Raw genomic sequence first — 26110 nt, 5'->3', positions numbered from 1 at the left:
CCATGGATCGACGCAGACTTCGGAGCAGCGGCCGTCGGATCGTCGCGGCCGCGGCGCTCGGGGCCGCGCTGCTCGCGCCGCGCCCGGCGGGCGCCCAGACCGAGGCGGAGCTCGAGGCGGCGCGGGCGCTCTTCCGGGAGGGGATCGCGCTCAGCGCGGCGAACAATTGCGCCGCGGCGCTCGCGAAGTTCCAGGCGGTCGCGCGGGTGCGGCGCACGCCGCAGGTGCTGTTCAACATCGCCGAGTGCGAGGCGCGCCTCGGCAGGCTCGTCTCGGCGCTCGGCCACTTCCGGCTCGCCGCGGCGGCTGCCGCGGGCGACCCCGGGGCGCAGGACGTCACGGCGAACGTCGGCGCGCGGATCGAGGATCTCGAGCTGCGCATCCCGAGGCTCGCGATCCGCCGCGGCCAGGGGGCGCTCACGGCGACGATCCTGCTCGACGGAGCCGAGCTCGGCGCCGCGGAGATGAGCGCCGACATCCCCGTCGATCCCGGGGCGCACGTGATCACGGCCAGGATCGGCGATCGCGAGGCGGTGCGCGAGACCGTCACGCTCGGGGAGCGGGACGCGAGGACCGTGGAGGTCGTGATCGCCGAGCCGCCGCCCGATCCCCGGACGGCCGCATCGCCGGGCGATCCACGGACGGCCGCGCCGCCGCCCGCGCTCTCGGCGGACGCCCCGACGCCGGCCGCGGGGCCGTCGAGGGTGCCGGGCCTCGTGGCGCTCGGCGCCGGGCTCGCGAGCGGCGTGGTGGGCGGCGTCTTCCTCGGTCTGCGCGGCGGCACGCTGAGCGAGCTCGACGCGCTGTGCGGAGGCGACACGAGCTGCCCTCCCTCCGCCAGGCCGATCGCGGATCGGGGCCGGCTCTACACGGGCATCGCCGAGGCCACGATCGGGCTCGGCGTCGCCGGCGTGGCCGTGGGCGTCGCGCTGCTCGTCACGAACGGCGGGGCCGCCGCCGCGCCGTCGGCGGACACCGGCGCCGCCCGCGCCGCGCCCCGGCGGAGCGCCCGCGGGGTCGCACGCGGGGCGGAGCTCCTGCTGCGGGCGCCTGGCGCCGACGTGGCGGGCCTCAGCGTCGCCGGCAGGTTCTGACGCCGGTCCTCCGCGGCAGCAGCGTATGGCAGGCCCTGACGCCGCTCCTCCGCGGCAGCAGCGTGTGGCAGGCCCTGACGCCGGTCATCCGCGGCAGCAGAACGTCCTCGGGTGGGTGCCTCGGACCTCGCCGCTGGGCGTGCCGCCGCTCGGCGCGCACGCGCCGCCGGAGGGCGGACCGGGGGCCGTCGCCTTGCGACCGACCACGGCGGGGTTGCCCGCCACGTCCCTGCAACCCCCTGCGGGCACGGTCGCCACCGGCGTCGCGCACGTGTGCATGGGCGAGTCGGAGTAGAGGGTGATCATCGTCGGGCACGTCCCCCCCGAGGGGGCGCTGCACGTGCAGTCGTCCCGGCAGCCGCGGCTGTCCTCGTGATCGGTGAAGAAGACGTGCTTCTCCGTGTACGCGCCCGGCGGGCAGGCGCTGTCGCCGTCCTTCGCGATGCAGAGGCCGCTCTCGAACGGCGCGGGCGGCCTGGGCGCGCACACCTGGCCGAGGTTGCAGCCCCGGCCGAGCGGCTCCGCCGCGGCGCACGCCCGGCCGAGCCGTGTCCACCGGAAGCTCGGCCGCTGGACGTCCACCGCGTTCGGCGCGCACGCGCCGCCGGTCGCCTCGAGCGGGCTCGCCATGACCGACACGGTGCAGGGGACGCCGGTGTCCTCCGTGCAGTCGCCGCCGGGCCCGCAGGTCCGGTTGCCGCCGTAAATGCCGTCTGGCCCCGTGCAGGCGTCGAGCTTCCAGCCGGGGGTCTCGAGCGTCCCGACGCAGTACGATTCCGAGCCGCAGGGCGCGTCGCCGGTCGTGATCACGACGGTCTCGAGCTCCTTGCAGGTCTGTCCCTCCGCCGGTCCGCACGAGCACGTGCAGCTCGCGGGCGGCGCGGAGGGGTCGCGATTGCCGAGGAACGGCTGCTCCGAGGGGAAATCGGCAGGGCAGCCGGGGTCCTCGGCGGGATCGCCGTCGAAGAGCGCGAAATACCCGATCCATCCGTCCGGCACGGCGCTCGCGCATACGAACGCGCCGCACGCTGGATCCGCGCAGTCGACCAGGTTGTCGCCGTTATCGTCGACCCCGTTCGAGCAATCCTCGGGTTCCGTCGCGCCGGCGCTGCTGCCGTCGTCAGCGCTGCTGCCGTTGCCGGCGCTGCTGCCGTCGCCGGAGCCGATCTCGCCGCCGGTGCTGGCGCTGCCGGCGCCGCTGCCGGAGCTCGCCGACGGCTCGCGCTCATCGAAGGTGTAATCGGGGTACAGGCACGCTGCGGGCGCCGCGAGGGCGCCTGTGGCGCCGAGCCCTGCCCAGATCGCGAGGTGCGCTCCCCGGCCGACAAGAAAAGCGCTCACCGAATCACCTCCGTGCCAGGCTGCCCCGTCGTGCGGATCTGCCCCGAGAGGATCCCCCGCCGCGGAGGAGCTCGATCTGCGAGGCGGGCCGGCAGGCCAGCTCGCGTGATGAACTCTACGTCTCTCCGGCGTGGGAGGGCAATGCAGGGGAGCTCTCCCGCTCCGGGAGATCCGTCGAGAGCTGGCGGACGAACACGGCAGGATGCGATGTGCGCTGGCGTGCGATTGCGTCGAATCGGAGTGCCCGCAGCGGGCGCGCAGCGCGGACGGGAGATGATGCGTCGTGGGAGCGGTGGAGTCGCGTCGCAGTCGCGTCGCTCTCGATCACCCGAGGGGTTGCGACCTGGACGCCTGCGAAGTGCCCTGAGCCACGAAGCGAGCCTCGATGAGCGCGTCATCGAGGCTCGTGATGACCAGGACGTCAGCTATTTGTCGGGAGTCAGGGGGCGATCCTCGGAGAGCGCGTCATCGAGGCTCGTGAGGACCTGTCGGCTACTTCCTGGGAGCCGGCGCGGGCGCCTTGGGCGGCGTGGCGGGGGCGCCCTTCGGGGGCGCGCCCTTCGCGGGAGGCGCATCGCCGGTCTGCCCGCTGTTGTACATCTGGATCGCGCGATCGGTGAGCTCGAGGTCGGCGCGGTAATAGGGCGCGGCCGCCTTGTCGAGGATGAGGTCGTACCCCTCCTGCGCGGCGATGCGGCGGAGCAGGCCGAGCACCTTTTGCAGGATCGGCGTGGTCAGCTCGCTCTCCTTGCGCTGCATCTCGCGCTGGTAGTCGACCATCGTCGCCTGGAGCTCGGCGGCCTGCCGCTGCCAGGTCTCGAACCTCCGCTGGAGCGCGTCCTTCGGCGTCTTGCCCGCCTGGGCCTCCTTGTCGAGCTTCTCGCGCTCGGTGGCGAGCGCGCGCTGCTTCGTGTCGAGCTCGACCTGGCGGCTGTCGAACAGCTTCTTGAGCGTCGCCTGGACGCGGAGCCCTTCCTCGGTCTCCAGCATGGCGCGGCGCACATCGACCACGGCGATCTTCGACTGCGCCGCGGCGGGCGCGGACGACAGCAGCGCCGCGCTGCCCAGCATCCCCGCGGCGAGCAGCGGGAGGATGCGGGTCACGAGCCGCCGGCCCGTGGTCGCGCCGGTCGCCAGCGCAGCTCCCCGGCCTGCGTCGGCCGATCGCGCGGAGTTGGAGAACGTGGAGCGGGGCGCGAAGGGCCGCTCAGGCAGGTTGTTTCGCATCGCGGATGGCCTTAGCTACCTGGCCACCCAACGTCAAGAACGTGGCGCGCCCTTCTCGTGCGCCGGGGCCGCCGCCCCTTCGGCGTGGGCGTCCCTGCCGTGCGTGGGGCCCGCGCCGCGCGGCGCCGCGGCGGGCGAGATCGCGGGCAGCGAACGGCCGAGGCGCTCGCGGGCGAGGGACAGGAGCCGCCCGATCTCGTCGCTCCCGCGCACGAACGCGTCGCGGTGGCGGCGATCCCGGATCGCGTCGACCCGCGCGGCGACGGCGGTGAGCGCGGCGTCGAGCGCCGAGAGCGCCTCCGCGTCGTGCCCGGTCGCGAGGAGCGCCTCGACGAGCGCGAGGCGGATGGATGCGTCCCACGCGTCCACGGGCCCGCTCTCGAGGCGGCGGCCGGCCTCGCGCGCCGCGTCGAGCGCGGCCCTGAGCTCGCGGCGGGCCAGCTGGACGCGGGCGAGCGCGAAGCTCGCCAGGGGCTGCAGCGCGGCGGCGTGGCGCGAGGTCTCCTCGCACAGCCAGCGCGCGAGCGCGTAGGCGGTCCCGTAATCGCCGGGCGCGCCGCGCCAGACGAGGAAGAGCGCCTCGTGGAGCCGGCTGACGATCCTGAGGCGCGCGAGCTGGCACTCGTCGGCGATCCGGCTCGCCGCCCGCTCGTGCGCGATGCCCTCCTCGAGGTCGCCCAGCCGCGCGCACGACATGCCGAGGTGGTGCAGCGCGAGCCCCTCGAGCGCCCGGAGCTTCCGGCCCCGCGCCCCCTGCAGCGCGCGCTCGAGCGTCGCCTGGGCCTGCTCGAACAGGCCGAGGTGGTTCAGCGCCGCGCCGGTGCTCAGGCGGGCCTTGGTGGCGACGACGACGTCACGGGCCCGCTCGGCCTCCTCCTCCAGCGACGCGCCCGCGGCGAGCGCGGCGGACAGGTCGCCCGCGTGCAGCAGCGCGGCCACGTGGGCCTCGCGGGCGTGGAGGACGGCGTCGCTCGATCCGCTCGCGCGCGCGGCCACGGTCGCGGCCTCGGCGGCGCGGCGCGCGTCGGCGGGCCGGCCCAGATCCAGGAGGCCGCGCGCGCGCGAGGCGAGCAGCATCGCGCGGATCGACGGGGAGAGCGCGGCCGCGAACTGGGGCGAGAGCGCGGAGGCGGCGCGCGCGTCGCCCTCTTCGCTCTCGCCCGCCGCGATCCTGGAGGTCACGGCGAGCACCTGCGCCTCGCCCCACAGATCCGAGCCGGGCAGCGCGAGCCGCGCGGCCTCCTCCGCCGCGTCGACGGCCTCGGGGATGCGGCCCAGGAGCTCGCAGATCTGCCCCCTGTGCACGAGGAGCGCCGCGCGCGTGGCCCCCTCGGCGCCGCACGCGAGCCCGGAGGTCGCGAGATCGAGCGCGGCGTCGAGCTCCGCGCCGCTCGAGAGCGCCGCGCGCGCCGCCCGGGCGTAGAGCAGCGCGGCGCGCGGCCGCTCGCCGCCGGCCTCGGCGTGGCGCGCGATGAGCCCCGGGTCGACGTCGCCCGCGGACTCGAGCCAGGCGGCCGCGGCGAGGTGGAGCGCGGCGCGGTCCTCCTCGAGCACCGAGGCGTACGCCGCGTCGCGCACCAGCGCCTGCCGGAACGCCCACTGCGCCTGCCCCGCGATGCGCGACGCCCCCTGGCGCGCGATGATCTCGCCGGCCTCGAGCTCGGCGAGCTCGGGGCCCACGGCGCGCTCGAGCAGCGCCTCGACGCCCGCGGTCCAGAAGACCGGCCCGAAGATCGACGCCGCGCGCAGCACCTCGCGCCCGCCCTTCGACATGCGATCGACGCGGTGCTGCACCAGCGCCTGCACGCTGAGCGGCACGTCGTCGCGCCCCTCGGCGGCGTGCCGGATGAGCTCCTCCAGGAACAGCGCGTAGCCCCCGGCGCGCTGCACGATGGCGCCGCGCGCCGCCGGGTCGGCCTGGGGGAGCGCGGTCGAGACGAGCCGGTCCGCGGCCTCGGCGGAGAGCGGGGAGAGGGGCACGCGGGTGACGTTGCGCGCCTCCCACAGCGACGGGAACCGGCTCGCGATCTCGGGCCGCGCGAAGGCGAAGACGCCGAAGCGGAGGTCGGCGCACCCGAGCAGCCAGTCGACGAGCTCGAGCGTGGTGCTGTCGGCCCAGTGCAGGTCCTCGATGAAGAGGATCTGCGGCGTGCTCTCGGACTTCGAGCGGAAGAACGCCTCGATCGCCATCCGCATGCGCGACTGCATGAGCTGCGCGCTCTCGCGGGCGGCCCGCAGCGGCTCGTTGCCGCTGTCGGGGAAGGGCACGCCGACGAGCTCGCCGATGAAGGCGGCGAGGAAGCGGAGCGGGCGGGAGAGCCGCGCCGCCACGTGGGCGTTGACCTTCTGGATCTGGTCCTCGAGGCGCTCGCCGTCGTGGATGCTCATGAGGGCGCGCAGGGCGCGGCCGAGCCCCGACAGGCTCGACGCGTGGCTCATCGGATCGCCGCGGCAGAGCAGGATGACGGGCGCGTGCGGGGCCGTGTCGAGGCGCTGGAGCAGCTCGGCGCGGACGCGGCTCTTGCCGATGCCGGCGGGGCCGGTCACGAGCGCGGCGCGCGGGACGCCGTCCTCGGCGATCTCGTGGAAGAGGCCCTGGAGCAGGGCGAGCTCGCGCTCGCGGCCGACGGTCGGGATGGGCTGGCCGAGCAGCTTCCTGGCGTCGAAGCCGGCGACGTCCTCGTGGAGGAGGACGCCGCCGCGCGCGTCCTCCTGGACCACGAACCGCCCCTCGAGCGCCGAGGTCGCGTGCGCGTCGATCCGGACCGCGCCGGGCACGGCGGACTCGAGCTGCTGCGCCGCGCGCTCGATCGCCTCGCCGGCGAGGTTCTCGCGGCCGCGGACGGCGTGCCCGACCGCGACCGAGACCCGCGCGCCCGGCGTCGACCGGGCGACCGTCAGCGCCGCCCGCGCCGCGCGCATCGCCTCGTCGCCCCGCGAGCGCTCGACGCCGAGCACCGCGACCATCGTGCCGCTGAGGAGCGGCTCGAGCCGCGCGTCGTCGCCGAGGACCTCGCGGAGCGCGGCGTCCACCTCGGGGCGGAGCGGGCCGCCGCCCAGCTCGAACAGCACGCAGGCGACCACGCGCCGCTCGCTCGTGGCGAGGCGCGCCTGCGGCCGCTCGGGGCTCTGGCTGCTCGGAGGGGCCGCCCTGATCTCCAGCACCGCGCGCCGGACCGCCGAGGCCGAGCGCTCCGTCGCCGGGGGATCGTTGCCGAGCTCGCCGACGCGGGCGAGCGCGCGCGCCAGCTCGCCGCCGTTCTCGTACCGCGCCTCGCGATCGCGGGCGATGGCGCGCGTGATCACCTCGTCCAGCGCCTCCGGCACGTCGAAGCGGATCTGCTGCGCGCGCGGCGGATCCTCGAGCACGAGGCGGCCGAGCAGCGCGATGGCGTGCTCGGTCTCGAACACGTTCCTGCCCGTGACCAGGCGGAAGAGGACGGAGCCCAGCGAGTAGACGTCGGCCCGCGCGTCCACCGGCTCGCCGCGCGCCTGCTCGGGCGACATGAAGTGCGGCGTGCCGATGATGGTCCCGCGCTCGGTGGGGTAGTCGTCCGGGACCGCGAGCTTCACGACGCCGAAGTCGATGAGCTTGATCGCCGTGCCCTTGCCGCGGACGAGGAAGATGTTCGAGAGCTTGAGGTCGCGGTGGATGACGCCGCGGGCGTGGATGGCGGCCATGGCGGCCGCGCTGCGCCGCACCACCTCCACGGAGTCGCGCATGCCGAGCGGCGCGCGGCGCTGGCGCTGCCCGAGATCCTCGCCGTCGAGCCACTCCATCGCGAAGAACGGGCGCCCGTCGAGCCACGTGCCGTGGGCGATGTACTGCACGATGTTGGGGTGCCGCAGGTCGGCGAGGATCGCGATCTCACGCGCGAAGCGGGCGCGCTCCTGCGGCGACGCCGAGGCGCGCAGCATCTTGATCGCGACCGGCGCGCCGGTGGTCTGATCGGTGCCCTTGAAAATATCACCCATGCCGCCGCTTCGGCTGCGGGCCTCGATCATGAAGCGGTCGGTCGGATCGGTGAACTCCGGGAGCACCCTCGGGAAAGGCTACGCGAACTTCGCAGCTCGATGCCAGAGAGAAGGCGCCCCGCGCGCCGCGCCGCCAGCCGACCGGGGCCGAGGCGGCGCTCGCGCGCTGCGCCGCGCCGACGCGACGGATCGAGGCCGGCCCAGTGCGCAAAAATTCAGCGACGACCCGCTGCGCGGCGCGCGGGTCGTCGTGCTCAGAACGCCGCGAGCAGCCCGGCGCCGAGCGACACGGTCACGGTCGATGTCTCCACGGGCGCGCGGTACGTGGACGCCGCGGGCGCGAACGCGGCGAGGCCCTCGGCGTGGGCGTACAACGAGAGCGCGTCCGTGGGCGCGAGCTCGATCCCGGCGCGGATCCCGATCGTCGCGAGCAGCAGGCTGGCGTGGGGGGCGCTGTCGGCCGGCCTGGAGAGCTGGAGCGCGCCGAGCCCCAGGACGCCGCAACCGAAGACCAGGGTGCGCGCGTGAATGCACGGGACGAGGGCGCCGGAGAAGAGCCTCTCCGTGGATCGCGCTTGCGTCCCCGCGCCGCCGTCGGGGCTCGCTTCGCCCTCCTCCGTGCCCTGGCCGGCGGGCTCCGCGCTCGCCGCGGCGAAGAGGAGGCTCCGACCCTCGAGCGAGAGGGACATGCCGCTCGGCCAGCGAATCCTGAAGAGCCAGCTCGGGCCGCCGAACCACTCCTCGGCGTCGCCGAACCCTGCGAGCCCACCGACGCCGACCTGCGCGGGTTTCCAGGGCTCGGCGGGCGCGCTCGCGGGCTTCGGGCGCGGCGGAGGCGGAGGCGGAGGCGGAGGCGGAGGCGGAGGCGGCGGCGGCGGCGGCGGCGGAGGCGGCGGAGGCGGCGGCGGCGGCGGCGGCGGCGGAGGCGGAGGCGGCGGCGGCGGCGGAGGCGGCGGCGGCGGCGGCGGCGGCGGGGTGATCGCGGGGGTCGAGGGCGCCGCTCCGGGAGATGGCATGTCCATCCCGAACGGCGTGAGCGTGAAGGCGATCGCGAGCGCGGCGTAGCTGGTCAGCGCCGCGCAGGCAGCTTTGCTGTTCGGAATGTTGAACTCGCGCCGGGTGAAGACATTCCCGTCATCGTCGCTGTACGCGAGGGAGATGACGAGCTCGCTGCCGCGTGGCGCGACGCGGACGGCGATCTCCTCGGGCGCGTCCTCCCGGAACGGGTCGTAGCCCGTCCGCGCCTGGATCTGCTCGCGAAGGACCGCCTCTCCAGGGCAGGACGCCGCTCGCGGGTCCTCGCTGTAACGCATCCGCAGCATACGGCGTGGCGGCTCTTCCGCGAGCGCGGGGGCGCTGAAGAGCGGGAGACACGCAACAAGGAGCTTGAAGTGGTGATGTCGTCGCATTCCGGGTCAATGGCTCCGCGTCCCGAAGCCGTTCGCGGCAGCCATTCAGAGCGCTCAGGGCGGAGTGCGTCAAGGACTCATGAGCTGTTGTTGGGTGCAGTTTTTTGTTTGGCCCGGTGAGTGCATTATGCGTGGTAATTGGAGGTGCCGTGTCGTAATGCTCTGCGCGCTCGAGAGTTTGCGCGTCGCATGCCGTATTTGTGACGATTGCTGCCTCGTGTTCGTAAATGACCGCCTCGCGACCGCTTGGTGAGCCGGCATGTCGTTATTCGTGGTAATCGAGGATCGTTGATCGGAAACGACTCTGCGCGGCTGGCGGGCGAGCGCCACCGCGCGTGCGGCCGGTCGAGCGCCACCGCGCGTGCGGCCGGTCGAGCGCCACCGCGCGTGCGGCCGGGCGGGCCGCGCCGGAGGAGGTTCGGGCTGTGCGTCGGGGGAGAGGGGGGGCGGGGAGGGGGGGGCGGGGAGCGGCGGGCGGGGGGGTGCTCAGCCCGCGCGCGAGGCGAGCCGCGCGAGATCCTTGGGATCGCTGACCCGGACGAGGATGACCGTGATGTTGTCGCGCCCGCCGCTCGCGTTGGCCTTCTCGATCAGCGCCTGGGACGCCTTCTCGGGATCGGGCTCCGAGAGGAGGATGTCGCGGATGGCCTCGTGCGTCGCCATCTTCGAGAGGCCGTCGGAGCAGAGGAGGTAGACGTCGCCGGGGTGAGGGCGAGCGATGATCAGATCGACCTTGACGGCGGGGGAGATCCCGATCGCCCGGCTCAGGTGGTTCGCCATGGGGCCGGTGATCCCCGCGGCGCCCATCGTGTGATCGGTGGTGAGCTGCGTGAGCTCGTTGTCGCGGAGGCGATAACACCGGCTGTCGCCGACGTGGCCGATATACAGCCGCTGCTTGTTGGGGGAGAACCGGGCGCTGACGAGGGTCGTCCCCATGCCGGAGAGGCTGCGATCGGCGTGGGCGCGCTCATAGATGGCCTGGTTCGCCCGCTGGATCGCGACCGCCAGCTCGCTGCCGCGCCGGGGGACATCCGGGTAGGGGCTCGCCGCGTCGCCGTCCACGAACGACTGGTCCTTGAACGCCCTCGCGATCGTGTCGACCGCGAGGCGGCTGGCGATGTCGCCGCCGGCGTGGCCGCCCATGCCGTCCGCCACGGCGAACAGGTAGTGCTCGTCCAGGCAGAGGTAGCAGTCCTCGTTCTTCTTGCGTTTCTGGCCCGGGTCGGTCTGCCCCACCGCGCTGATGAGCAGGAGCGGCGACGAGCTGGTCGGCTCGTCGATGGCGGCCTCGTCGTCGTAGATGATGGGAACGGCGGAGGGCTCCTCGCGCTCGTGATCCTCGTCGTCCTCGTCTTCCTCCTCGCCGCCGTACGACGGCGCGCTCGGGCGCTTGATCGGCGTCTGCAGCACCTCCGGAGGCGCCAGCGTGATCAGCGTGAGGTCGTCGTCGTCGTCGTCGAAGCCGTCGTCGTCCTCGCGGCGGGACGCCCCGTTCGGCCGCCTCCAGTCGGCGCCCGAGATCCGCTCGGAGCGCCCGGCTCCTCCCGCGATCTTCGCGTGAGCGCTGTCGCCCGCGGGCGCGCGCAGCCCGTCGTGCGGGCTGATGGATCCCGACCCGCTCGTGGAGCTCTCGAAATCTGCCTCCGCCTCGGCGAGCGCATGGGCTCCGGAGCCCCCCTGCGACGGCGCGTGCGCCGCGCGCGGCCGGGCCCGGTCGCCGTTGTTCGAACGAAAATACCAATAGATCAGCCCGAGGAGGGCGATTCCCATGACGAGGGCGGCTGCGAGATCGGCCATGTCCCGGCGACCAACGTAGCAAAGGCGCGCCGCGTCTCCGAGATCAACATGAAGGGGGGCGGCCGGTAGCGACCCTGGCTCGGTCGGTGGAAGTGCGGCAGCAGGGGCGCGCCGCGGGCGCCGGCGGCGCGGGAGAGCCCCATGGCCGTCGTGCCGCCGGGCCCGCCACCCCGCGGCGATCCGCGCTGTAGCGACGCGGACGACCGCGCACCGGCGCCGCGCCTCGCGCGCGCGACAGGGCCGGCCGTGCCGCGTGCTGCGCTGCGGCAGGCGCCGTCGCAGCGGCCCGGCCCCCTCGTTTCCCCTGGCCAGCGCCGCCGCGAGCGAGCTCGCGAGCGCATCGCGGTCGTGGCGCCCACGGCCCGCCTCTCGCGCGGCTCTCCTCTACTACTACTTCTGCGTTCCACGCATCACACCTTTGCCCTCGGCGTCGCCGGCGCGCACGGCGGGGCCTCCTGGCTCCGCTCGGCTCTGCGCTCGGCGCGGCGCGCGCTGCGCGGCTCACGCCGCCGCCCGCGGAACTCGCGCGTGTCCGCCGCAAACGAACTCGTGGAGCGGGTTGCCAGTACTCGTGGTGCTGACTAGTCTCCGCGCCCGCATGAAAGTCGCCCGCGCACTTCTCCGGACACCTCGCGTTCTTGGCGCGGGCCTCGCGGCCTTGATCGTGGGCGGGCTCGGCGCCGCCGGGTGCTTCGTCGGGAGCGAAGGCCTCTCGCCGCCGACCGAGGGCTTCTATTTCCCGACCGGCCTCGCGGCGTCTCCCGGCGGGCGGGTGCTCTACGTCGCGAACTCGGATTTCGATCTCCAGTACAACGGCGGCACGGTCCAGGCGCTGGATCTCCAGCGGCTGCGGAAGAGGGCGCTCGCTCTCCAGGCGTCGCTCAACCCGCGGGAGGGGGGCGAGGCGGGCGCGGACCTCCGCGCCGCGTGCGGGAGCCTGGGGATCAACGCCGCGGGGGTGCTCTACCCGGGGCCCTGCGGGCCGCTGGACGTCGCCGCCCTCGGCGGGGACGAGGCGATCATCCGCAGCTCGGCCGTCATCGGCGCGTTCGCCTCCAACGTCGTCCTGGTGCACAGGCCGCTCGCCGAGCCCGCGCCGGACGCCGCGACTGCGCCGCAGGCCAGGCTGTTCGTGCCGGTCCGCGGCGACCCCTCGATCACCTTCTTCGAGGTCGCCGACGACCGGCCCGAGGCCCCCGCGGGGGCGCGGTGCGGTGAGGGGGACTCCTGCTTCCGGCTGGACTGCGGCGCGACTACGAGCGGCGGGCGCTGCAGCGTCGACCACCGCGTCGGCGAGATCCCGAGCCGGGAGATCGAGCGGCGCAAGCTGCCGCTCGAGCCGCTCGGGATCAGCGCCGGCCCGGACGGCGAGCGCCTCGTCGTCTCGCACCACACGGAGAACAAGGCGAGCCTGATCGTCAACCCGTGGACCTCCGCCGGGAGGCCGCAGCTCGCCGACGTCCTCGACGATCTGCCCGCAGGGCCGATGGAGCTCGCGGCCGTGCCGCCCCCGCGCCTGGTCCGCGCGCTGGGGGAGGAGGCGATCGACTACCAGCCCGCGTTCCTGCTCACCTACGTCGCGGCGCCGCAGGTCGACCTGCTCCGCGCCCAGGCCAGCACCGACAGCGAGCCGGCGCTCCTGTTCCAGTCGTCCTCGACCCCGATCACCGCCGCCGCGCGCGGCGTCGACTCCCGGGGGGTCGCCGTGGACGCGAGCGAGCGGCAGGCGTGCGAGGCGGGGTGCGCGGACGCCGACCGCGATTGCCTCGCGCGGTGCGCGGAGATCCCGGTCCAGGCGTTCGTCGCGCACCGCAACCCGAACTCGCTGCTCATCGGCGAGCTGACGACGACGCTCGTCGAGGACGACTCGGGCCGGCCGGACGACCGGTGGGCAGCGGCGTACGAGACGCTCGCGATCCGCGACACGGCGCCGCTCGCGGCCTACCCGACCCGGGTCGCGGTGGGCGACGTCATCGGCGTCGACGGCGCGCGCCGCCGCAGGGTCTTCGCGCTCGCGTTCGACTCGGGGAACGCGTTCGTCTACGACCCGGCGGCGCGCCGCATCGACGCGGTCATCCGCACCGGCCGCGGGCCGCAGGCGCTCGCGTTCGACACCGGCGTCACGTGCGGCCCCGAGAAGGAGCGCTGCGACTGCACGCCGGGGGAGGACGACGGTTGCGAACCCTACTCGCTCATGTACATCGCTCATTTCACCGACTCGTACCTCGGCGTGGTCGATCTCGACATGCGCAAGGCGAACACGTTCGGATCGATGATCCTCACGGTGGGCAAGCCGGTCCCGCCCCGGGAGTCCCAATGAAGCTCCGCGCCGCGCTCCTCGCCCCCGCCTCCGTCCTCTCGCTCGTCGGGTGCGCCGGGGAGGCCACGCCGGTCGAGGTCGAAGCCCTCGCGCAGTCCGGCCGGAGCGCCTTCCTCTGCCTCGCGATCGACCGGCCCGACCCCGAGGGGCCGGGCGTGCTGCGCCCGCTGCCCATCACGGACTGCGCCCGCCGCTACGCGGAGTCGCCCGACGACTTCGAGGTGGACCCCGAAGACGAGGGCAGGGCCAGGCTGCCGCACCTGTACGCCCTCGTGACGCAGACCTCGCGCGGCGAGGTCGCGGTCGTCGATCTGACCACCGAGCGCTCGTCGATCCTCGACCTGGACCCGGGGACGCCGGGCGCCAGCTTCCTGCCCGTGGGCGCGCAGCCGGTCGACATCGTCGCGACGCCGGGGAGCACCGCGGCGTTCGTCGCGGTCGCCGAGCCGGGGCGCGAGGGCGTCTTCGCGCTCCCGTCGGCCCGGGTGCTGCCGCGCGACGGCTGCCCGGTCCCGTCGCTCAGCACGTGGCCGTCCTGCTCGCTCGGCTCCCCGCCGGGCGAGATGGTGCTCGTCTCCGACCCGCCCGGGCCGGACGGCAAGCTGCGGAGCTCGTGCTCGAGCGACTACGACCTCGATCCGGAGGGCGCGGGCGAGGCCGGCGACGGCGGCGCGTGCGGCGAGGCGAGCGGCGACCTCGGCCGGGAGGGCCTCGGCCGTCAGAAGCTCATCGTCACGCTCCCCGAGCTCGGCGGGCTCGCGGTGCTCGACGCGCAGACGCTCCTCGAGGACGAGCGGTTCAGGGACGGCGGGTTCGCGCCGTGCGAGGTGGAGCGGTGGGTCCCGCTCGACGTCGCGCTGCCGCCGGCCGCGCCGCCCGCCGTGGCGCCCCACGGTCCCGAGTGCGTCGAGCCGGCGACGACGGCCGGGGCCGCGCAGGCGATCGCGCCGCCGCGGCCCGCAGGGCTCGCGCTGGCCGGCGATCGGCTGTTCGTCGCCGATCTCGACGCGCCCGTGATCCACGTCGTGGACCTCCCCACGCCGTGCGAGCCGGTGGAGCTGCCCCCGCTCTTGCCCTCGTCGACGCTCGACCCCGCGCGGCTCGTCACGACCAGCCGCATCGCGGTGAGCCAGGCGTCGCCGCCCGACTTCCGCCGCTTCCTCTACGCGGTCGACGCGGGCGACGGCAGCCTGATGGTCTTCGACGTCAGCGACGGCGCGACCAGCCGGACGCCGCTCGCGCGCCCGCACCCGGAGTGGAACCCGTTCCAGCCGCCCGATCGGATCCGCTTCCGGGCGCCGGTGCGCGACCTCGAGATCGTGGCGCGCGACTCCCCCGCCAGGCTCCCCGCGACGGGCGTGGCGCCGGAGGGGATCCGGTGCGATCCCGATCCGGGCCTCCGGGCCTGCGACAGCACCATCGCCTCGTGCGACCTCGAGACGCTGTACCGCACCTCGGCCGACCACGACGCCGGCGCCGGCCCGCTGAGGCTCCGCGGCTCGTTCGCCTACGTGGTGCTCACGAGCGGCCAGGTCGCGGTCGTCGACGTGGACGACCTCGACGCGGCGTGCCGGGGCCCCGAGGTGAAGAGCCAGCTCGCCGGGTGCGAGGTCGCCCCGCTGCCCGGCGCCCCCCCGGACGACCACGACGCCGATGGGATCCCGAACGCGCCGGTCCTGGATCCGGAGACCGGCCAGGTGCGCGTCGACGGGGACGACTGCCCCTACTACCCGAACCGGCGCGAGGGCAACCGGCGCGTCGACAGGAACGGCGACGGCATCGAGGACACCTGCGAGCTCAGGACCTCCGGCGAGGCGTCCTGCAGCGTCGTCCTCCCGCACACGCCGCGCTCCGCGGACTACATCCTGCCGAGCGGCGGCGCCGGCCAGCGCGAGCCGGGCGTGCAGACCCTCCCGCTCCTCTACGACCGGAGCGGCGCGATCGTGCAGCTCTCCGAGGAGCGGAGCCCGAAGATGCGCGCCACGTTCCCGCCCGAGGGGGTCGCCGCGCCGGATCTCACGCTCGGCGTGGGCGCGGAGCGCCAGCCGATCCTGCGCGGCCAGCAGGGGCTCGTGGAGCGGTCCGGCGAGCTGCAGCACGCGCTGGTGATGAACCTCGAGGATCCGCGGGTGCACATCGTCAACACGGGGTGGACCGTCACCTACGAGGGCGCGCTCCCCGGCTTCACCCGGACGTTCGTCGGCTTCGACGACGACGAGAGCGCCCTCGGGAGCTCCGACGCCCGCTTCTGCCGCCGCGGCGTGCAGAGCCGGGCGAGCATCGAGGAGCAGCTGCTCGCCGCCGGCCTGGGGGAGCGGGAGGCGTCGGCCCGGGCCGCGCAGCTCGCCGACTTCGTGCAGATCACGTCCGAGCTCCCGGACGAGGACGCCGCGTACTGGCAGGAGTCGCGCGAGCCCGTCTGCTCGTACGAGCGGTGCAACGCCAAGTACGGCAGCATCATCACGTCGCGCCCCGGGCTCCGCGTCGCCGAGGCCTACGAGGACCACCTCGTGCTGGAGTCGCGCGATCCCGACGTCGACGAGGTCGCGTTCGCGCGCTGCTGCTTCCCCGGCGAGGTGCAGCTCAACGTCCGGGCCGGGGGCCAGTGGGTCGTGCAGGACGCCGGAGGGGGCTTCCTGCACCACGTCATCGCCGATCCGGCGACGGGCAGGTGCCGCAACTCGTGCGACGGGCGCCTCGCGCGGCTCAACGGCCGCGTGGTGCACACGCCGACCGACGGGCCGGTCACCGACGGCGAGCCCGGCGCGTTCATCAACCCCATGTTCCGCTTCGCGATCACGGGCGGGGCGCCCGAGCAGGACATGCAGTTCCGCTTCACCACCCAGGGCGCGTTCACGCCGCTCCACATCGAGCTCTCCGAGGCGATCCGCCGGGACGACCGGTACGACGTCCAGCCGCAAGCGATCCGGTTCATCCCGGCGACCGGAGAGCTCGCGATCACCGACGGCTCGCTCCAGGGGCTGATCCTGCTCAGCTCGAGCAGCATGTCCCTCACGCACCAGTTCCGCTGAGCGGCCCGTCCCGCCGGTGTCATTCCGGCGGGAGCACCGAAATTTCCACGAAAAACGCGGACGAAACGCGCAAGTCACGCATAGACCGCATCGCGCGTCGAGGCTAAGACGCCGCCGATGCATCCGTCCGAGCAGCCTGTGGCCAGGAAGAAGCTCACGCCGGTGATGCGCCAGTACGAGGAAGCGAAGGCGCTCCACCCCGACGCGATCCTGTTCTTCCGGCTCGGTGACTTCTACGAGATGTTCAACGACGACGCGGTCCTGGTGTCGCGCGCGCTGAACCTGACGCTCACGAGCCGGAACAAGGGAGAGCCCGGCGAGCACCCGATGGCCGGCGTCCCGCACCACGCGGCGCACGGGTACATCGCGCGGCTGCTCGCGCTCGGCCACAAGGTGGCGATCTGCGAGCAGCTCGGGGATCCGTCGAAGATCAAGGGGCTCGTGCCGCGGCAGGTGGTGCGCGTCGTCACGCCGGGGCTCGTGACCGAGACCGACCAGCTCGACGCGCGCGCCAACCACTACCTGGCGGCCGTCGACGGGGGCGGCGTGCCCCGCGGGGACGCGGGCGCGACCGGCGGACCGTACGGCCTGTCGCTGCTCGATCTGTCCACCGGCGAGCTCTCGGCCACCTCGATCCCCGACGCCGCGACGCTGCTCGCCGAGCTCGCCCGGGCCGATCCGCGCGAGGCGCTGATCGCCCGCGATCTGCCCGACGTCCGCGCCGCCGCGGCCTCGCTCGCCTGCCGCGCGGCGCTGCGCGACGACGAGGACCTCGACAGCGCGGCGGTCGCGTCGATCCTCGACGACGCCGCGATCGAGCCCATCTCGGCGGCGGCGCTCGCCGAGCACCCGCTGCCGGCGGTGCGCGCCGCGGCGCGGGCGCTGCGCTTCGCCCGCCGCTGCAGCCCGGGCGCGCGCATCCCCGTGCGCCGCATCGCCCCGCACGACACCTCGGGCACGCTGCGCATCGACGAGACGGCCCAGTCGCACCTCGAGCTCGTGCGGGCCGCCGACGGGGGCCGGCGCGGCACGCTGCTCGACGTCATCGACTGCACGGTCACCCCGGGCGGCGCCCGGCTCCTCCGCCGCCGCCTGCTCACGCCGCTCGCGGACGTCGCGGCCATCCGCCGGCGCCTCGACGAGGTCGAGCTCTTCGTCGCGCACCCGCGCGCCCGCGGCGAGCTGCGGGACGCGCTCGGCGGCGTCGGCGACCTCGAGCGCCTCAGCGTCCGCGCGCTCCTCGGCGAGGCCACGCCCCGCGACCTCGGCGGCCTCCGCGACGGCCTCACGGCGGCGCCGGCGGCGATCGCCGCGATCCGGTCCATCCCCGACCTCGGCGGCGCGCCCGGGCGGGGCGAGGCCGCCGCCGCGGCGGAGGCCAGCGCGGAGCCGCTGCTCGCCGACGCGGCGGCGACGGACGTCGTGGCCGACGTGTGCGCCGAGCTCACCGCCGCGCTGGTCGAGCGGCCGCCGCCGAACGCGCGCGAGGGCGGCGTCTTCCGCGAGGGGTACGACAAGGAGCTCGACGAGGCGCGCGCCACGGAGAAGAACGGCACGGAGCTCATCCTCGCGCTCGAGGCGAGGCTGCGCGCGCAGACGGGCGCGCCGTCGCTCCGGGTCAAGTACACGCGCGTCTTCGGCTGGTACATCGAGGTGACGCGCGCCCACGTCGGCAAGGTCCCGGACACCTTCCGCCGCAAGCAGACGGTGGCGACCGGCGAGCGCTACACGAGCGACGAGCTCGACGAGCTCGCCGACAAGATCGAGCACGCCGGCGCGCGCGCGCTGGAGCGGGAGGCGGCGCTGTTCGAGCGCCTGCGGACGCTCGTGGCGAGGAACGAGGCCCGCCTCCGCGCGCTCGCGCGCCGGCTCGCCGCGTGGGACGTCGCCGCCGCGCTCGCCGACGTCGCGCACCGCAACGACTACGTGCGGCCGCACGTCACCTCGGGCGACGCGATCGCGATCCGCGACGGCCGCCACCCGGTCGTCGAGCGCTACGCGGCCGCGGGGAACTTCGTGCCGAACGACACCCGCCTCGACCTCGCGGGCGAGCGGCTCTGGCTGATCACCGGCCCCAACATGGCGGGCAAGTCGACCTTGATGCGCCAGGTCGCGCTCATCGTGGTCCTCGCGCAGATGGGCAGCTACGTGCCCGCGCGCGAGGCGGAGATCGGCCTCGTCGACCGGATCCTCTCCCGGGTGGGCGCGAGCGACAACGTGGCCCGCGGCGAGAGCACGTTCATGGTGGAGATGCGGGAGACCGCGGAGATCCTGCGCGGCGCGACGCGGCGCTCGCTCGTGATCCTGGACGAGATCGGCCGGGGCACGAGCACCTACGACGGCCTCGCGATCGCCTGGGCCGTGGCCGAGCACCTCTTCGAGGCGGTCGGCTGCCGCGCGCTGTTCGCGACGCACTACCACGAGCTCACGGAGCTCTCGGCGCGCGCGCCGGGCATCGCGAACTACTCGGTGGCCGCGCGCGAGCACGGCGACGACGTGATCTTCCTGCACAAGCTCGAGCCGGGCCCCGCCAGCCGCAGCTACGGCGTCGCGGTCGCGCGGCTCGCGGGCGTCCCGGAGGGCGTGCTCGCCCGGGCCCGCGCGATCCTCGCGACGCTGGAGTCGGGCGCCGCGCTGCCGGGCGGCAAGCACGCCTCGCTCCGCGGCCGCACGCGCGCCGGCGCCGCCCAGCTCGACCTGTTCGTCCCGGCGCAGGCGGCGTCGCCGCCGGAGCACGCGGCGGTCCTCGAGACGCTGCGCTCCGTGGACGTCGATCGCCTCGCGCCGCTCGACGCGCTGAAGCTCGTGGTCAAGCTGAAGGGCCTGCTCGGCGCCCCGAAGTGACCGATGGCGTCGCTTGACAGACGAGACCCATCGGGGTAGCAAACCGCCCCCTTCGCGCGGTCTCGTGACGAGGGGGACAGCGGAGGCTGAATCCCCGTCCTCGCTGTCGACTGCGACGAATCCACACGCTCCCCTGGCACCACGGCAATCCGCGGCCCGGTGCCCCATCGACGAGGACGCTTTTTCCTGTCCGCGCGAGGGGTTGGTCGCGGGAGGGGGAGCGGCGGACCAACCGAAAGGACACTGCCGTGACCGATACCAGCGTTTCCGCATCCGTCCCCGCGGCCGAGACCATGCAGGCCGTCGCCCCTCTGCCCGGGGAGTTCCCGCTCCCGCTCCGCTCGCTGCTCGACGCGGGCGTGCACTTCGGCCACCAGACCAAGCGCTGGAACCCGAAGATGCGGCCGTTCATCTACGGCGCGCGCAACGGCATCCACATCATCGATCTCGATCAGACGACGCGCCTCTTCAAGCGCGCGTACGACTTCCTGACCGACGCCGTGTCCCGCGGCGGCCACGTGCTGTTCGTCGGCACGAAGCGCCAGGCGCAGGACATCGTGCAGGAGGAGGCCCGGCGCGCGGGCATGTACTTCGTCACGAACCGCTGGCTCGGCGGCACGCTGACGAACTTCCGCACCATCAAGCAGGGCCTCGATCGCCTGCGCACCCTCGAGCGCATGCGCGAGGACGGGACCTACGAGCAGCTCCTCAAGAAGGAGGTCGTCCGCCTCGAGAAGGAGCGCGAGCGGCTCGAGAAGTACCTGGGCGGCCTGAAGGGCATGGGCGGCCTGCCGGCGGCGATCTTCGTGATCGACCCGCACCAGGAGTCGATCGCGATCAGCGAGGCGCGCAAGCTGAACGTCCCCGTCGTGGCCATCACGGACACGAACTGCGACCCGGATCTCGTCGACTTCGTGATTCCCGGCAACGACGACGCCATCCGCTCGATCCGGCTGATCACGGCCCGGGTCGCGGACGCGTGCATCGAGGGCGCGCAGCGGCGCCGGGATCACGGCGAGGGCGCGCACGGCTCGCAGCCCCCGCCCCGCGGCCAGCGCGACGAGATCAACGTGTACCAGGGCGGCCGCGGCCGCGGTGGTCCGCGTCAGCAGCAGGCGTCGTAGCGTAGCGCGGCGCGAGCCGCATCGGGGCGGGCCCGGCGCCCGGGCGGTGAGAGGCCGGGGCACCGGCCTCCTGCCCGGGAGCGGGGGAGGCCGCGGCGGCGCAGGGGGCGCGGGGCAGAGATGGACAATTCGTCGCCCCGCGCCCACCTCGCCGCTGCGCCTCGGCCCGCTCGCCGCTGTCCGGGCCGCTCGTGCATTCACCAGTCTGAAGTGCGTTGAAAAGAGGCGCGCTCGGCGCGGCCTCTTCAATCCAGGTTGAAGGAGAAAGAGCCATGGCCGGCATCAATGCGCAGGCGATCAAGGAGCTTCGGGAGCGGACCCAGGCGGGCATGAGCGACTGCAAGAGCGCCCTCACGGAGGCCGAGGGCGACATGGAGAAGGCGGTCGAGATCATCCTCAAGAAGGGTCTCGCGAAGAGCGCCAAGCGGGCCGGCGCGTCCGCCACCGAGGGCGAGGTGCGCGCGGCGGTCGCGGCCGATCGGCGGAGCGCGACGATGGTCGAGGTCAACATCCAGACCGACTTCGCCGCGCGGAACGACGCGTTCCGGCAGTTCGTGGGCGACGTGCTCGCCGCGGCCGAGAAGGCGCCCGAGGGCGCGGACGTGAGCCAGCTCTCGATCGGCGGCAAGCCGGTGGCCGACGTCGCGACGGAGCTGACGGCGCGCATCGGCGAGAAGGTCGCGGTGCGCCGGTGGGACCGCGTGTCGATCCCCGCGGGCAAGCACGGCGTCGCGCACGCCTACGTGCACCTGGGCGGCAAGATCGGCGTGCTCGTGGCGGTCGAGACCTCGAGCCAGGCCGTGGCGGAGCACCCCGAGGTGCAGAAGCTCGTCGAGGACACGGCGATGCAGGCCGCCGCGATGAGCCCGCTGGTCCTCCGCCGCGACGAGGTCACGGAGGAGCTGAAGGCGAAGCAGAAGGAGATCTTCGAGGCGCAGCTCCGCGAGGATCCGAAGCCGAAGCCCGAGGCGGCGTGGCCGAAGATCATCGAGGGCAAGTTCAACAAGTGGTACTCGGAGGTCGCGCTGCTCGAGCAGGAGTCGGTGGAGGCGGCGTCGCGCGGCGTGAGCCTGACGATCGACAAGCTGCGCGAGGCGGCGGCGAAGGCGGCCGGCGGCGAGGTGACGCTGACCCGCTTCGTCCGCTACGAGCGCGGCGAGGGCATCGCGAAGAAAGAGGACGACTTCGCCGCCGAGGTGGCGAAGATGGCCGCGAGCTGAAGCGGCGCGATGCGGGGCCGCCTGGCCGCCGTCTCGATCGATCTCGACGAGATCCCGAGCTACCTTGCCATCCACGGGCTCGCCGCCCCGGAGCGCTCCGGGGCGGCGGCCGCGCTGCACGCCGTCTATGACGCGGCGCTGCCGCGCATCGCGGCCTTCGCCGCGTCCCACGGCATCCCCGTCACGCTGTTCGCGATCGGCCGCGATCTCGCGCGCCCGGAGAGCGCGGCGGCGCTGCGCGCGCTGAGCGCGGAGGGCCACGCGGTCGAGAACCACTCGTACTGGCACCGTTACGACCTGTCGCGGCTCCCGCGCGCCGCGATCGCCGAGGACGTCCTGATGGGGGCCGAGGCGATCGCGGAGGCGGTCGGCCGGCGTCCGACGGGCTTTCGCGCGCCGGGCTACACCGTGAGCGACGCGCTGTTCGACGCGCTCGACGCGGTCGGGGTCGCGTTCGACTCCTCGGTGTTCCCGTGCCCGCCGTACTACGCGGCGAAGGCGCTCGTGATGGGGGTGCAGCGCGCGCAGGGGAGGGGATCGGCCGCGATCCTGGACACGCCGCGCGTGCTCGCGGCGCCGCGCCGCCCGTACCGGCCGGGGCGGCCGTGGCACCGGCGCGGCGGGCGGCGCTTCGTGGAGCTGCCGATCCAGGTGACGCCGCGGCTGCGCCTGCCGGTCATCGGGACGAGCGTCGCGCTCGCGGGCGCGGCGGGGGCGCGGTGGCTCGCGCGCGCCTGCGCCGGCGAGGCGTTCGTCAACCTGGAGCTGCACGGGATGGACTTCCTCGATCGACGCGACGGGCTGGAGGCGCTCGCGCCGTACCAGCCGGAGCTCCGGGTGCCGCTGGACCGGCGGCTCGAGGCGCTCGGGGCGTTCGTGGAGGAGACGGCGCGGCGAGGCACACGGTTCGTGCGGCTGGAGGAGGCGAGCCGGGAGCGCGGGCTCGTGGCGTGACCGAGGGGTCGGCCCGGGCCTGCGAAATTCCTGACGGGCATGGGGCCGTCGGCTACCTTCCCGGCGATGGAGTTCGAGCGCCTCCAGGAGCTCTACAACCGCTGCAACCCCGACGAACCGCTGTCACCGGGGGACGCGCGCAACGTGGACATCGACCTCCACGGTGTGCGCGGGGCGCACTGGACGAGCAAGCTCGCGCGCCAGATCGAGCTCTCCAGGACGCCGGTCTGCCAGCTCTTCACCGGGCTCCGCGGCACGGGGAAGAGCACCGAGATCCAGCGCCTCGCCGCCAGGCTCTCCGATCCGGCGCGGCGCAACCTCCTCACGGTCCTCATCGACGCCGATGAAGTCCTCGACCTCACCGTGGAGATCGACATCTCGGACGTGCTCGCGCTCGTGCTGCTCCAGACCGAGCGCGCCGTCCTGGCCGCGGAGGGAGGCGATGCGGCGGACGCCCTGACCGACGGCCCTCACCGGCGGCTCTGGGCGTGGCTCTCGCGGACGGACGTGGAGATCGGCAAGCTCACCGCGGGCGTCGGCGCGGGCGCGAAGGCCGGCGTCGAGCTCAACCTGAAGACGAACCCGACGGTGCGCCAGCGGGTCCGCGAGATCGTGGCCAGGCACCTGGCCACGTTCGTCCGCTTCGTGCATGACGAGCTCCGGGAGCTCGACGGGCGCGCGCGCAAGCTCGGGCGCTCCGGCGTCGTGATCCTCTTCGACTCCCTGGAGAAGCTGCGCGGCACGAGCCTCACCTGGAAGCCGGTGCTCGAGAGCGCGGAGCGCATCTTCTCCACCGGCGCGCCCTACCTCCAGCTCCCGGTGCACGTGCTCTACACGATCCCGCCGGCGCTCGCGCGCCGCATGGTCGAGCCGCCCGTGTCGTTCCTGCCGATGATCAAGGTCCGGGACAAAGAGGGCACGCTTCACCCCGAGGGGTCGAGGTGATCGCGGAGCTCGTGAAGAGGCGCATCGACGAGGACGCGCTCCGGGAGATCTTCGGCGAGTCCGCGCTCCGGGATCGGATCCGCGCCGTCGCGCTGTGGTCTGGCGGCTACCCGCGCGAGATCGTGCGGCTGCTGCAGACGCTGCTCGAGCTCGAGGCGTTCCCCGTCGACGGGAAGACGCTCGAGCGGGAGCTCCACCGCGCGGGGAACGCCTACCGGAGCATCGTCTACTACAGCGGCGCGATCCCGTGGCTCGCCACGGTGAACCGCACGAAGCGGCTCATCACGAGCAACGAGCAGGAGCGCGAGGCCGCCGATCACCTGCTCCAGAACAACGTGATCCTGCGTTACCTCAACGACGACGAGTGGGTCGACGTCCACCCGGCGGTGGCCGGCATGCAGGAGCTCGCTGGGCCCTTCCCGGACGCGACGGACGTCGCGGCGGAGAAGGGCGCATGACCGGCGCCGCGGGCGGGGAGCGCTCGCGGCTCGTCCGGGCGCTCGCGCTCTCGCGGCGCTTCCACCTCTACCTCGCGCGGTGCGCGAGCCCCCGCGCGGCGGACGGGCTGGTCGCGGCGCTCTCCGACGAGCTCCCGCGGCTCGGGCGCGACGGGGGCCGCCTCGTGCGGCTTTCGCCATACAGCGGCCGGCCGGGGGACGCGCCGCTCACCGATGGCGAGCTCGCCGATCGTGTCCTGCTCCCGCTCCTCGACCCGCCGGAGGAGCTCCGCGGTGCGATCCACCTCGTGGACGCGTCGCGCGCGACCTACGCGGACACCGAGGCGTGGGCGCGCTGCTTCTCGCTCTGGAACGAGAAGCGCAACGTCATCGGCGCATCCCGCGGCGAGGTCGTGGTGATGCTGCCGGCCGCGCTCGCGCACGTGTTCGCGGCCGCGGCGCCGGATGTCTGGTCGATCCGGAGCGGGGAGTACGTCATCGACGAGGGCGCGAGCGCGACCCGAGGCGGCCTGGAAGCCCACGCGCAGGGATCCATCTCCTTCGTGGGTGTCGCGCGCGGGACCTCACCGTCACTGCCCGCGACGGTGCCGGGCAGCGTGAGAGGGCGCGTTGACGACGCGCTGCTGCTCCTGCGTGCCGCCTCGCCGCTTTCGCTCTTCGGCGGCGATATCGTGGTCAGGCCCTGGATCGACGACGTCCTCGACGCGCGCTGGGCCGCCGATCCGATGAACAGCGATGCGAGCCAGCTGCCCGGGCCATGGGGCGCTGGGCCGTCCGCCCTGGCGCAGCGAGATTTGCGCCGGGCCGACGAGTTGCTCGCCGCGCGGTGCTTCGATGATGCAGAGGAGCTCCTCGCCCATCTCCTGGAGTGCGCCGCGGATGACCAGACGGAGCTGACAGCCGTCGCGCTCTCGGAGCTTGCCGTCGCGGTCGCCGCGCAGGATCGCGCGGACGCCGCCGCGGTCCATGCGAGCCGGGCGCTCTCGCTCGTAGGCGTCGTCCCCGGCGGAGGGGGTGCCTGGACGGCTGTATCGCCGTACGTGACCGCGTGGGTGCCGCGGGCCAACGCGCTCGTGCGCTGGTGCCTCGGTCATCTTGAGGTCGCGGAGCAACTCGACCAGACGTTGGCCGCCGGGATCGAGGCGCCTGCCGAGGCCGTCCGGCGGTTTTATCGGCCCCTCGTCGGTCGATCGCGGCTTCTCCGGCTCGCCGAGCGCGGCCAGATCGCCACGGCGCGAGAGCAGGTCCGCGCGCTGCTCCATTCCGGGCAGCGCACGGGATCGCCCCGGAACGAGCCTGCGGCTGAGGAGGCGATCGCGCGCATCATCCTCGCGGATCTCGAGCTTCTCTCCGGCGACCTCGACGCGTCGATTCGCGAGCTCGATCGAGCTCGCGTCGAGGGCACGGCCTGGCCGGAAGAGCACCCGAGCCTCCCTCACCGCTGCGAGGTCGCCACGGCGCTCGTCGAGATCGCTCGCGGAAACGAAGAGCGGGCCACGAAGCTGCTCGGGCGTCCGAGGGACCCGCTGGATCTCTCGCCCTGGGGGCAGCCCGAACCGGAAGGCGGTTTCCGGGCAGAGGCCTTTCACGCGATGACATCCGGGCTCCTCGCGATGGTCACGGGGGATCCTGCGCGCGCCGGCGCGTGGTTCGAGAGCGCACGCGGCTTCATCGACGCCTGGGGTCGCCTCGGCCTGGACCGGCGATCGCGCCTGCGCGCGCAGCTCGTCGTGGAGCTGCTTCGGACCGCGCTCTGGCCTGACGGCGATCGGACCGAGGCAGCAGCGCGCGATCTCGCCGGCCAGGCCGAGGCGCTCCTGGGCGACACGGCCGAGGATCACATGAGCCGCGTGCTCGCCGTGGCGGCGCACCGCGAGCTCGCGCGGCGCCTCGCGAGCGCCGGCGCCGGTGACGCCCGCTCCGCCGCGCAGCGCGCCGCAGCGCTCGCCCAACCCCTCGGCGGCCTCGGCGTGCCCGCGTGGGACGAGCTGCTCCGCGCTGCGGCGCGCCCGTCCTGAGTTTCCCTGGTTCTACGCACCAGGAGTCCGGTCGGGGATCGGGAGAGAGAGTTCAACGCAAAGGCGCAAAAATGCATGAAATTGATGGCGCCTTTGCCCTTTGCGTTGAACTCTCTTTTCTCCCGCGAAGCAGATCCCCGGCAGGAGATCTCACCCGCCGTACTGGACGCGGCGACCCTGCGGCGCGGCGGTCGCCGGCCGTGGAGGGCAGGGGAGAGGTATGACGCGGCGCGTTGTGCGCGCGTTCCTTGCGCGTCGTGCGCGCGTTCCCGGTCACCGTGCGCGTGTCCGGGATCTCTGGCGCGCGGGGGCGACGGGCTTGCCGCATGCCGCCTCCGCGTCGTGCGCGCGT

Annotated in this window: 15 protein-coding genes; 10 read left to right on the top strand and 5 right to left on the bottom strand. The window is 74.2% G+C overall.

Annotated elements, in window-relative coordinates:
- Positions 1-2 precede the first annotated feature (2 nt).
- Positions 3-1094 carry a hypothetical protein gene (locus WMF31_RS22630; protein ID WP_436603936.1) on the top strand — a complete coding sequence of 364 codons (1092 nt, stop codon included), beginning with the start codon at positions 3-5 and terminating at the stop codon, positions 1092-1094.
- A gap of 84 nt (positions 1095-1178) precedes the next feature.
- On the opposite strand, the gene WMF31_RS22625 is transcribed toward WMF31_RS22630, so the two are convergent.
- The 5 genes from WMF31_RS22625 to WMF31_RS22605 all read right to left on the bottom strand — a co-directional run bounded on the left by WMF31_RS22625 (position 1179) and on the right by WMF31_RS22605 (position 10843).
- On the bottom strand, positions 1179-2435 hold the full coding sequence (locus WMF31_RS22625; protein ID WP_436603935.1) for a hypothetical protein: 1257 nt from the start codon (positions 2433-2435) through the stop codon (positions 1179-1181).
- Between the two features lie 492 nt (positions 2436-2927).
- Positions 2928-3662 carry an OmpH family outer membrane protein gene (locus WMF31_RS22620; protein WP_436603934.1) on the bottom strand — a complete coding sequence of 245 codons (735 nt, stop codon included), beginning with the start codon at positions 3660-3662 and terminating at the stop codon, positions 2928-2930.
- 33 nt (positions 3663-3695) lie between these two features.
- Positions 3696-7703 (bottom strand): serine/threonine-protein kinase, encoded by a 4008-nt coding sequence (locus WMF31_RS22615; RefSeq protein ID WP_436603933.1) that lies wholly within the window; start codon positions 7701-7703, stop codon positions 3696-3698.
- A 188-nt stretch (positions 7704-7891) separates the two neighbouring features.
- The gene (locus WMF31_RS22610; RefSeq protein WP_436603932.1) at positions 7892-9046 is read right to left on the bottom strand and encodes a hypothetical protein; all 1155 of its coding nucleotides are present in this window, start codon (positions 9044-9046) and stop codon (positions 7892-7894) included.
- A 486-nt stretch (positions 9047-9532) separates the two neighbouring features.
- Entirely contained in the window at positions 9533-10843 is a 1311-nt protein-coding gene (locus WMF31_RS22605; protein WP_436603931.1) for a PP2C family protein-serine/threonine phosphatase, read from the bottom strand.
- Between the two features lie 598 nt (positions 10844-11441).
- Between WMF31_RS22605 and WMF31_RS22600 the strand changes: the two genes are divergently transcribed.
- From WMF31_RS22600 to WMF31_RS22560, 9 genes are all read left to right on the top strand, one after another.
- A complete protein-coding gene (locus tag WMF31_RS22600; RefSeq protein ID WP_436603930.1) occupies positions 11442-13163 on the top strand; it encodes a hypothetical protein in 1722 nt (573 codons plus the stop codon).
- The gene (locus WMF31_RS22595; protein WP_436603929.1) at positions 13160-16195 is read left to right on the top strand and encodes a hypothetical protein; all 3036 of its coding nucleotides are present in this window, start codon (positions 13160-13162) and stop codon (positions 16193-16195) included. Before WMF31_RS22600 ends, WMF31_RS22595 begins: the two co-directional genes overlap by 4 nt.
- A 117-nt stretch (positions 16196-16312) precedes the next feature.
- Entirely contained in the window at positions 16313-19039 is a 2727-nt protein-coding gene (mutS, locus tag WMF31_RS22590) for a DNA mismatch repair protein MutS (RefSeq protein ID WP_436603928.1), read from the top strand.
- A 293-nt stretch (positions 19040-19332) separates the two neighbouring features.
- Positions 19333-20163: a 30S ribosomal protein S2 gene (gene rpsB, locus WMF31_RS22585; protein WP_436606586.1), complete on the top strand. Its 831-nt coding sequence runs from the start codon at positions 19333-19335 to the stop codon at positions 20161-20163.
- Between the two features lie 272 nt (positions 20164-20435).
- Complete coding sequence (gene tsf, locus WMF31_RS22580; protein WP_436603927.1) at positions 20436-21383, top strand: translation elongation factor Ts; 948 nt, start codon at positions 20436-20438, stop codon at positions 21381-21383.
- A gap of 9 nt (positions 21384-21392) precedes the next feature.
- A complete protein-coding gene (locus tag WMF31_RS22575; protein ID WP_436603926.1) occupies positions 21393-22337 on the top strand; it encodes a polysaccharide deacetylase family protein in 945 nt (314 codons plus the stop codon).
- A 66-nt stretch (positions 22338-22403) separates the two neighbouring features.
- Positions 22404-23282 carry a hypothetical protein gene (locus WMF31_RS22570; protein ID WP_436603925.1) on the top strand — a complete coding sequence of 293 codons (879 nt, stop codon included), beginning with the start codon at positions 22404-22406 and terminating at the stop codon, positions 23280-23282.
- Positions 23279-23740: a hypothetical protein gene (locus WMF31_RS22565; RefSeq protein ID WP_436603924.1), complete on the top strand. Its 462-nt coding sequence runs from the start codon at positions 23279-23281 to the stop codon at positions 23738-23740. Before WMF31_RS22570 ends, WMF31_RS22565 begins: the two co-directional genes overlap by 4 nt.
- Complete coding sequence (locus WMF31_RS22560) at positions 23737-25758, top strand: hypothetical protein (RefSeq protein ID WP_436603923.1); 2022 nt, start codon at positions 23737-23739, stop codon at positions 25756-25758. The genes WMF31_RS22565 and WMF31_RS22560 overlap by 4 nt, the downstream gene beginning before the upstream one ends.
- Positions 25759-26110 lie beyond the last annotated feature (352 nt).

This window comes from Sorangium sp. So ce1036, assembly GCF_051369805.1.
Taxonomy (GTDB): Bacteria; Myxococcota_A; Polyangia; order Polyangiales; family Polyangiaceae; genus Sorangium; species Sorangium cellulosum_F.
The sequence above is the reverse complement of the archived record's forward strand: the minus strand, read 5'-3'. Positions and strand labels throughout refer to the sequence as shown.

What these genes read in the sequence shown, in the direction of transcription:
- WMF31_RS22560 (WP_436603923.1), top strand. Translation starts at nt 23,737, where the DNA reads ATGACCGGCGCCGCGGGCGGGGAGCGCTCGCGGCTCGTCCGGGCGCTC.
- WMF31_RS22595 (WP_436603929.1), top strand. Translation starts at nt 13,160, where the DNA reads ATGAAGCTCCGCGCCGCGCTCCTCGCCCCCGCCTCCGTCCTCTCGCTC.
- WMF31_RS22610 (WP_436603932.1), bottom strand. Translation starts at nt 9,046, where the DNA reads ATGCGACGACATCACCACTTCAAGCTCCTTGTTGCGTGTCTCCCGCTC.
- WMF31_RS22575 (WP_436603926.1), top strand. Translation starts at nt 21,393, where the DNA reads ATGCGGGGCCGCCTGGCCGCCGTCTCGATCGATCTCGACGAGATCCCG.
- mutS (WP_436603928.1), top strand. Translation starts at nt 16,313, where the DNA reads ATGCATCCGTCCGAGCAGCCTGTGGCCAGGAAGAAGCTCACGCCGGTG.
- WMF31_RS22570 (WP_436603925.1), top strand. Translation starts at nt 22,404, where the DNA reads ATGGAGTTCGAGCGCCTCCAGGAGCTCTACAACCGCTGCAACCCCGAC.
- WMF31_RS22620 (WP_436603934.1), bottom strand. Translation starts at nt 3,662, where the DNA reads ATGCGAAACAACCTGCCTGAGCGGCCCTTCGCGCCCCGCTCCACGTTC.
- tsf (WP_436603927.1), top strand. Translation starts at nt 20,436, where the DNA reads ATGGCCGGCATCAATGCGCAGGCGATCAAGGAGCTTCGGGAGCGGACC.
- WMF31_RS22600 (WP_436603930.1), top strand. Translation starts at nt 11,442, where the DNA reads ATGAAAGTCGCCCGCGCACTTCTCCGGACACCTCGCGTTCTTGGCGCG.
- WMF31_RS22630 (WP_436603936.1), top strand. Translation starts at nt 3, where the DNA reads ATGGATCGACGCAGACTTCGGAGCAGCGGCCGTCGGATCGTCGCGGCC.
- WMF31_RS22605 (WP_436603931.1), bottom strand. Translation starts at nt 10,843, where the DNA reads ATGGCCGATCTCGCAGCCGCCCTCGTCATGGGAATCGCCCTCCTCGGG.
- rpsB (WP_436606586.1), top strand. Translation starts at nt 19,333, where the DNA reads ATGCAGGCCGTCGCCCCTCTGCCCGGGGAGTTCCCGCTCCCGCTCCGC.